Annotated in this window: 7 protein-coding genes and 2 pseudogenes; 2 read left to right on the top strand and 7 right to left on the bottom strand. The window is 63.6% G+C overall.

Annotated elements, in window-relative coordinates; translation table 11 throughout:
* Together EN781_RS19950 and EN781_RS19955 are read right to left on the bottom strand one after the other, a co-directional pair.
* Positions 1-237, bottom strand: a pseudogene (locus tag EN781_RS19950) (ABC transporter permease); the annotation flags it as partial.
* 162 nt (positions 238-399) lie between these two features.
* Complete coding sequence (locus EN781_RS19955; protein ID WP_126053853.1) at positions 400-1,191, bottom strand: ABC transporter ATP-binding protein; 792 nt, start codon at positions 1,189-1,191, stop codon at positions 400-402.
* A gap of 130 nt (positions 1,192-1,321) precedes the next feature.
* On the opposite strand from EN781_RS19955, the gene EN781_RS19960 reads away from it, so the two are divergent.
* Entirely contained in the window at positions 1,322-1,726 is a 405-nt protein-coding gene (locus EN781_RS19960) for a cupin domain-containing protein (protein ID WP_127283266.1), read from the top strand.
* Positions 1,727-1,806: 80 nt separating this feature from the next.
* Here the strand turns inward: EN781_RS19960 and EN781_RS19965 are convergent, their stop codons facing one another.
* The 4 genes from EN781_RS19965 to EN781_RS19980 all read right to left on the bottom strand — a co-directional run bounded on the left by EN781_RS19965 (position 1,807) and on the right by EN781_RS19980 (position 6,351).
* Positions 1,807-2,184: a hypothetical protein gene (locus EN781_RS19965; protein WP_189347704.1), complete on the bottom strand. Its 378-nt coding sequence runs from the start codon at positions 2,182-2,184 to the stop codon at positions 1,807-1,809.
* A 2-nt stretch (positions 2,185-2,186) separates the two neighbouring features.
* The gene (hydA, locus tag EN781_RS19970) at positions 2,187-3,638 is read right to left on the bottom strand and encodes a dihydropyrimidinase (protein WP_127400255.1); all 1,452 of its coding nucleotides are present in this window, start codon (positions 3,636-3,638) and stop codon (positions 2,187-2,189) included.
* A 64-nt stretch (positions 3,639-3,702) separates the two neighbouring features.
* Positions 3,703-4,953, bottom strand: coding sequence for a Zn-dependent hydrolase (locus tag EN781_RS19975; protein ID WP_127400256.1), 1,251 nt, complete (start codon positions 4,951-4,953; stop codon positions 3,703-3,705).
* 69 nt (positions 4,954-5,022) lie between these two features.
* Positions 5,023-6,351: an aspartate aminotransferase family protein gene (locus EN781_RS19980; protein WP_127400257.1), complete on the bottom strand. Its 1,329-nt coding sequence runs from the start codon at positions 6,349-6,351 to the stop codon at positions 5,023-5,025.
* A gap of 254 nt (positions 6,352-6,605) precedes the next feature.
* On the opposite strand from EN781_RS19980, the gene EN781_RS19985 reads away from it, so the two are divergent.
* On the top strand, positions 6,606-7,235 hold the full coding sequence (locus EN781_RS19985) for a TetR family transcriptional regulator C-terminal domain-containing protein (protein WP_127400258.1): 630 nt from the start codon (positions 6,606-6,608) through the stop codon (positions 7,233-7,235).
* 14 nt (positions 7,236-7,249) lie between these two features.
* Here the strand turns inward: EN781_RS19985 and EN781_RS19990 are convergent.
* Positions 7,250-7,590 (bottom strand): annotated as a pseudogene (locus EN781_RS19990) (transcriptional regulator); the annotation flags it as partial.

Genomic DNA, 7,590 nt, shown 5'->3' on the forward strand with positions numbered 1-7,590 from the left:
CCGCAGGAAGGTGTTCTCGAAGAAATTAACCGCCACCTGGTGCGGCGCCGGCAGCGTCGGCTTCGGCTGCGACAGCGTCTTGCCGATGAACTCGACAGTGCCGGGCGTCTCGTTGGCGCGTTGGTCGAGATCGCGCTGGAATGGCGCGTTGAGGACGACGGCGAAGACATACCAGGCGACCACCACGGCCGCGAGGATCGAGGTGACGGGGATGATTTTCGAGCGGAAGGAGTCCATCAGCGCTGCCCCTCTCCTCTCCCCACCGGGGAGAGGGTGGCCGGAGCGAAGCGAAGGCCGGGCGCCTTCCTCGTCGTCATCCTAGGGTCTGCGCACGCCGCATCGCGGGCGCTCCGCCCCGGGATGACGAAGGCGCGGGCAGGCGCTCGCTCCTGACGGCGCTCAATCATCATAGCTGTGCCCTGCCCGGAGGCCGTCGCGCACGCGCGCGGCGATCGCCAGGAATTCCGGCGTCTCCCGGATATCGAGCGGCCGTTGCCGCGGCAGGGTCGATTCGATGATATCGCTGACGCGGCCCGGCCGTGGCGACATGACGACGATGCGCGTCGAGAGATAGACCGCCTCGGGGATCGAATGGGTGACGAAGCAGATCGTCTTGTTGGTACGCTCCCACAATTCCAGAAGCTGCTCGTTCAAATGGTCGCGCACGATCTCGTCGAGCGCGCCGAACGGCTCGTCCATCAGGAGCAAATCGGCGTCGAAAGCGAGCGCACGGGCGATCGAGGCGCGCTGCTGCATGCCGCCGGAAAGCTGCCAGGGATATTTCTTCTCGAAGCCGGCGAGGTTGACCAGTTCCAGCGTGCGCTTGATGCGCTCGGCCTGCTCTGCCTTGGAGAGGCCGATGACCTCCAGCGGCAGCGCCACATTGCGCTCGATCGTGCGCCAGGGGAAAAGGGCGGCCGCCTGGAAGACATAGCCATAGGCGCGTTTCTCGCGCGCCTGCTCCGGCGTCAGGCCGTTGACCGAAATGGTCCCCGATGTCGGCTTCTCCAGATCGGCGATGACCCTGAGCAACGTCGTCTTGCCGCAGCCGGACGGACCGATGAAGGAGACGAACTCGCCCTTGCCGATGGTGAGGTCGACATTGGACAGCGCCTGCACCGGACCGTCATTGGTCTGGAAGGTGAGGCCTAGCTTGCTTGCCGAAACGACGGCTGGCGACTGTCCGGTCATTGGCTGGCGCCTGCCCGTTCCCGTGCCTGCGGCGCCAGCTGGATTCCGATTGCTTTTATCGCGACGTTGTTTTCCACTCACCCTGCCCCATTGGCCTTGTCCCGCCAGCCCGACGCCCGGAGTTTCCCCGATGTCGCTCAAACCGACTTGTCATCTTATCCGCCCCGAAAGCACTTATGAAGGCAAGCAGGGTTTGACCTATTTCGCCGGCATTGCCACCGAGTCGGTCGGCTCGTCCGGCATCTGCATGCACGTGCTCACCATGCCGCCTGGCGCCCGCGCCAAGGCGCATATGCATGAGAACCATGAGACGGCGATCTACGTGCTCTCCGGCGAGGTCCACACCTGGTATGGCGACCGCCTTGAGCATCACATCGTCGTCAAGGCCGGCGACCTGTTCTATATCCCGGCCGGCGTGCCGCATCTGCCCGCCAATCTGAGCGGCGCGCCCTCGTCGGCGGTCATCGCCCGCACCGATCCCAACGAGCAGGAAAGCGTCGTCCTGCTGCCGGAACTGGATGCGCTGGTCGCCTAGGGCATTTTGCAGCCAAGCGGAATCGCGTGGCGTCGCACAAATGCTGTCTCGCTTCGGAATCGAGGGAAAAACTCCAAGCGTCATTTGCACCGGGAGACTTCTCCCATGACATTGCCGTCCTCGTCGGCGATCACCAGCTTTTTGGCGTTCTTGGCGCTGCGCTTGATGGTGAACTGGGCGGGTGACTCACCCTCCTCGCCTTCCGCCTGGCATTGCGCCTTGACCAGCAGCGAGCCGTCGGCCTGTGCCTTCTTTTCGGTAAAGGTGCAGGCACTCGCCACCGTGACGAATGCCTCGTCGGTCAACAGCAGCATGTCCTCGGCATAGATTTCCTGGCCGTTCTTGTTGATGCAGCCGGATTTGTTGCCATAGGGCTTCGACAGGTCGATCGCCGCCGCGGAAGCCTGACCAGCGACGAGCAGCGCTGCGGCCGCAAACGCAAGATGAGAAACGCGCACGCTCAAACCCCGGTCGCCGGAATGCCTGTGCGCTCCACCTTGCGCGGCGCGCTGATCTCCTTCCAGGTCGACAGTGCCCGGTTGACCGCGGCGTTCGGCTCGCGGGCGACGAATTCGCCATGGCCGACCTTGGCCTTGACCTCCGCCTCCTCGATCGACAGTTCGCCGCGCGAGAAGACGAAGCGCGGCAGGCCAGTCACCACGAAGCCTTCGAAGACGTTGTAGTCGATCACCGACTGCTGCTTCTTCGAGGTGATCGTCTTCTTGCGCTTCGGATCCCAGACCAGGATGTCTGCATCCGCGCCTTCGACGATGGCGCCCTTCTTCGGATACATGTTGAGGATCTTGGCGATGTTGGTCGAGGTCACCGCGACGAACTCGTTCATCGTCAGCCGGCCGGTGTTGACGCCTGTCGTCCACAGCACCGGCAGCCGGTCCTCGAGGCCGCCCGTGCCGTTCGGGATCTTGGTGAAGTCGCCGACGCCATTGCGCTTCTGCTGCGTGGTGAACGAGCAGTGGTCGGTCGCCACCACTTGCAGCGATCCGGCCTGCAGGCCCGCCCACAGCGAGTCCTGGTGCAGCTTGTTGCGGAAGGGCGGGCTCATCACGCGGCGCGCGGCATGGTCCCAGTCCTTGTTGAAATATTCGCTCTCGTCGAGCGTCAGGTGCTGGATCAGCGGCTCGCCGAACACCCGCATGCCCTTCTGCCGCGCCCGACGGATGGCCTCATGCGCCTGCTCGCAGGAAACGTGCACGACATAGAGCGGCACGCCGGCCATGTCGGCGATCATGATGGCGCGGTTGGTCGCCTCGCCCTCCACTTCCGGCGGCCGCGAATAGGCATGCCCCTCCGGACCGTTGTTGCCGGCGGCGAGAAGCTTTTGCGAAAGCGCAGCGACCACGTCGCCATTTTCGGCATGCACCAGCGGCAGCGCGCCGAGATCGGCGCAGCGCTGGAACGACGCGTACATCTCGTCGTCGTCGACCATCAGCGCGCCCTTGTAGGCCATGAAGTGCTTGAACGAAGTGATGCCTCTGTCGACGACGGTCGCCATCTCGTCGAACACCTGCTTGCCCCACCAGGTGACCGCCATGTGGAAGGAATAGTCGCAGGCCGCCTTCGAGGTCTTGTTGTCCCACATCTGCAAGGCTTCGAGCAGCGACTGCTTCGGCGCCGGCAGGCAGAAATCGACCACCATGGTCGTGCCGCCGGACAGTGCCGCGCGGGTGCCGGATTCGAAATCGTCGGCCGAATAGGTGCCCATGAACGGCATTTCGAGATGAGTGTGCGGATCGATGCCGCCCGGCATGACGTAGCAGCCGGTGGCGTCGAACTCATGATCGCCGTGCAAGTTCGAACCGATGGCGACGATCTTGCCGTGCTGCATCAGCACGTCTGCTTTCCAGGTGCGGTCGGCCGTGATGATCGTGCCGTTCCTGATCACTTTGGTCATTTTCTCGTTCCCCTGTTCCAGTCGCGCTTCTTTGCGAGCAGCGTTGAATTCTAAATTTCAGACCTCACTCCACGATGACAGCCGTCTCCACCACGGCATGGAACAGCACGTCGGCGCCGGCGCCGGCCCATTCCTTGGTGATCTCTTCGGCCTCGTTGTGGCTGAGCCCGTCGACGCAGGGGCACATCACCATCGCTGTCGGGGCGACGCGGTTGATCCAGCAGGCATCGTGGCCGGCGCCCGAGACGATGTTGCGATGCGTGTAGCCGAGCCGGTCGGCTGCATCGCGGATCGCCTTGACGCAGCCCTTGTCGAAGGTGACCGGATCGAAATGGCCGACCTGCTCGATCTGGTATTTGATGTCGAGCGCATCGCAGATCGTGTCGATGCCTTCGCGCACGCGCGCGTCCATGGCGTCGAGCACCTCCTTTTCCGGCGAGCGGATGTCGATGGTGAAGACGGTGCGCCCGGCAATGATGTTGCGCGAGTTCGGATAGGCCTGCATATGGCCGACAGCGCCGACAGCGTCCGGCTGATAGTCCATGGCGATCTCGTGCACCAGCTCGATCACCCGCGCCATGCCGAGCCCGGCATTGCGGCGCTTCGGCATCGGCGTCGAGCCGGTATGCGCCTCCTTGCCGGTCAGCGTCACCTGCAGCCATTTCAGGCCCTGGCCGTGCGTGACGACACCGATGTCGATGCCTTCATCTTCAAGAATAGGCCCCTGCTCGATATGCAGTTCGAAGAAGGCGTGGATCTTGCGCTCGCCGACTTTCTCGGTGCCCTTCCAGCCGATGCGCTCCAGCTCCTCGCCGAACTTCTTGCCGTCCTTGTCGACATGTTCGTAGACGTCGGCCTGGTCGAGCACGCCGGCGAAGACGCCGGAGGCCATCATGGCCGGCGCGAAGCGCGCGCCTTCCTCGTTCGTCCAATTGGTAACGACGATCGGGTGCCTGGTCTTGATGCCGAGATCGTTGAGCGAGCGCACGACTTCCAGCCCGCCGAGGACGCCGAGCACGCCGTCATACTTGCCGCCGGTCGGCTGGGTGTCGAGATGGCTGCCGACATAGACCGGCGGCAGACTGGGATCGGTGCCCTCGCGGCGGGCAAACATGGTGCCCATCTCGTCGAGCCCCATTTCGAGGCCCGCGGCCTCGCACCAGCGCTTGAACAGGTGCCGGCCCTCGCCGTCCTCGTCGGTCACGGTCTGGCGATTGTTGCCGCCGGCAATGCCGGGGCCGATCTTCGCCATCTCCATGATGGAATCCCACAAACGGTCTGAATTGATTCGCAGATTCTCGCCGGGGGCCGCCATTCAAAGTCCTCTCATTTCACGATCCGATCGGGCGGCGGTTCCCGACGCCGCCCAACCGGACAAAGCAGTCTAGTCTATCGACCTCAGAACATCGCGCAGATGGTCGATCAATTCGTTGATCTGACCCTTTGTGATGATCAGCGGCGGCGACAGCGCGATGATGTCGCCGGTGGTGCGGATCAGCGCGCCGTGCTCGAACGCCTTGACGAAGGCCGAGAAGGCCCGCTTCGTCGGCTGCCCGGCAATCGGCGCCAGTTCGATCGCGCCGATCAGGCCGATGTTCCTGATATCGATGACGTTCGGCTCGCCCTTCAGCGAATGCAGCGCATCTTCCCAGTAGGGCGCCAGCTCCTCGCCCCGGGTCAGCAGGCCTTCGTCCTTGTAGGTGTCGAGCGTGCCGAGCGCCGCGGCACAGGCGATCGGATTGCCCGAATAGGTATAGCCGTGGAAGAACTCGATCATGTGATCGGGTCCGGTCATGAAGGCGTCGTGGATCTCCTTCGTCACGAACACCGCGCCCATCGGGATAACGCCGTTGGAGACGCCCTTGGCGGTGGTCATGATGTCCGGCGTGACGCCGAAATAGTCGGCGGCGAACGGTGTGCCGAGGCGTCCGAAGCCGGTGATGACCTCATCGAAGATCAACAGGATGCCGTGCTTGGTGCAGATCTCGCGCAGCTTCTGCAGATAGCCCTTCGGCGGCAGGATGACGCCGGTCGAGCCGGCCACCGGCTCGACGATAACGGCCGCGATGGTCGAGGCGTCATGTAGCGCGACGATGCGCTCGAGTTCGTTGGCGAGTTCCGCGCCATGCTCCGGCACGCCCTTGGAGAAGGCGTTCTTTTCCGGCAGATGCGTATGCGGCATATGGTCGACGCCGCCGAGCAGCGTGCCGAACATCTTGCGGTTGTTGACGATGCCGCCGACCGAGATGCCGCCGAAATTGACGCCGTGATAGCCGCGCTCGCGGCCGATCAGCCGGGTGCGCGAGCCCTCGCCCCTGGCGCGGTGATAGGCGATCGCCATCTTCAGCGCGGTATCGACCGATTCCGAGCCGGAATTGGTGAAGAAGACATGGTCCATGCCCTTCGGCGCGATGTCGACCAGGCGGTTCGCCAGTTCGAAGACGATCGGGTGGCCCATCTGGAAGGCCGGCGCATAGTCGAGCTCGGCCGCCTGGTGCTGGATCGCCTCGGTGATCTTCGGCCGGCAGTGGCCGGCATTGACGCACCAGAGACCGGCGGTGCCGTCGAGCACCTTGCGGCCGTCGCTGGTGGTGTAATGCATGTCCTTGGCGGACACGAACATGCGCGGCGCCTGCTTGAATTGCCGGTTCGCCGTGAACGGCATCCAGAATGCGCTGAGATCGTTCGGCGTGACTTTCAGCCGGTTGGACATGACCAAGACTTCCCCTTGTAACCTGTTTCGGTGCGGCTAACGCTTGGTCTTCCCAGCACTTGGTCTCAGCTGCGTTTTCGTGCTACGCAAATTTTGACCGATTGGACAAACGTTAGCACCGCCATGTCGGCGGTCAAGGGATTACTAACGGAAATGCGGCATCGGAAGCGCGCTCCACAGGCCAAGGAAAAACTGGTCCAGAGAATTGGTCCAGATGACGCTCGCGGCGAAGGTTTACGGGGGTGACGGCCGCCATGGAAGGTTCCCCCCCCCGCCGCACCCGCATCCAGCAGGAAAAGCGCGAGCTGATCCTGGAAGCCGCGCTCGAGGTCTTCTCCACCAACGGTTTTCGCGGCTCTACCATCGACCAGATCGCCGAAGCGGCCGGCATGTCGAAGCCGAACCTGCTCTACTACTTCCGCCGCAAGGAAGACATTCACGAAACGCTGATGGAGCGGCTGCTCGAGACGTGGCTGGCGCCGCTCAGGGAACTCGACGACATCGGCGACCCTCTCACCGAGCTGCGCAGCTACATCAGGCGCAAGCTCGAAATGGCGCGCGATTTCCCGCGCGAGAGCCGGCTGTTCGCCAATGAGATCCTGCAGGGCGCGCCGCGCATCATGCCGCTGCTGGAAGGCGAGCTGAAAACGCTGGTCGACGAGAAGGCGGCCGTCATCAAGGGCTGGATGCGCGCCGGCAAGATCGCTCGCACCGACCCTTGGCACCTGATCTTCTCGATCTGGGCAACGACGCAGCACTATGCCGATTTCGACGTCCAAGTCCGCGCCGTGCTTGGCGCCGACCGCGGCGGCGACGGCCGCTTCGAGGACGCCGCGCGCTTCCTCGAGCAATTGTTCATCGACGGGCTGAAGCCGAAGGGCTGAAAGTGTAGATGGCGTCAGGCGCTGCGCCGATCGGCCGGCAGCGCGTCGAGCAGCTTCTGCAATTTGGCGATCGAATTCTGCTCGGCAAGCGGCGTGTAGACGATCAGCCGCATGTCGGAACCGTCGTCGATCGAAAGGCTCATATGCTCGAATGTCATGGCGCCGGCGCTCGGGTGCCTGACATGCTTCACCCCTGACAATCTCCGCGCCACATCACGCTGCGGCCACCAGTCGCGGAACTCGGGACTTGAACGCATCATCAGCGCGATCAGCCGGTCGAAGTCCGGGTCGCCGACATATTTGGCGCTTTCCGCGCGAAACGATGCGAGCACCACGCGGACGAGTTCTTCCCAGT

Origin of the sequence: Mesorhizobium sp. M4A.F.Ca.ET.090.04.2.1 (assembly GCF_003999085.1) — a bacterium.
GTDB lineage: Bacteria > Pseudomonadota > Alphaproteobacteria > Rhizobiales > Rhizobiaceae > Mesorhizobium.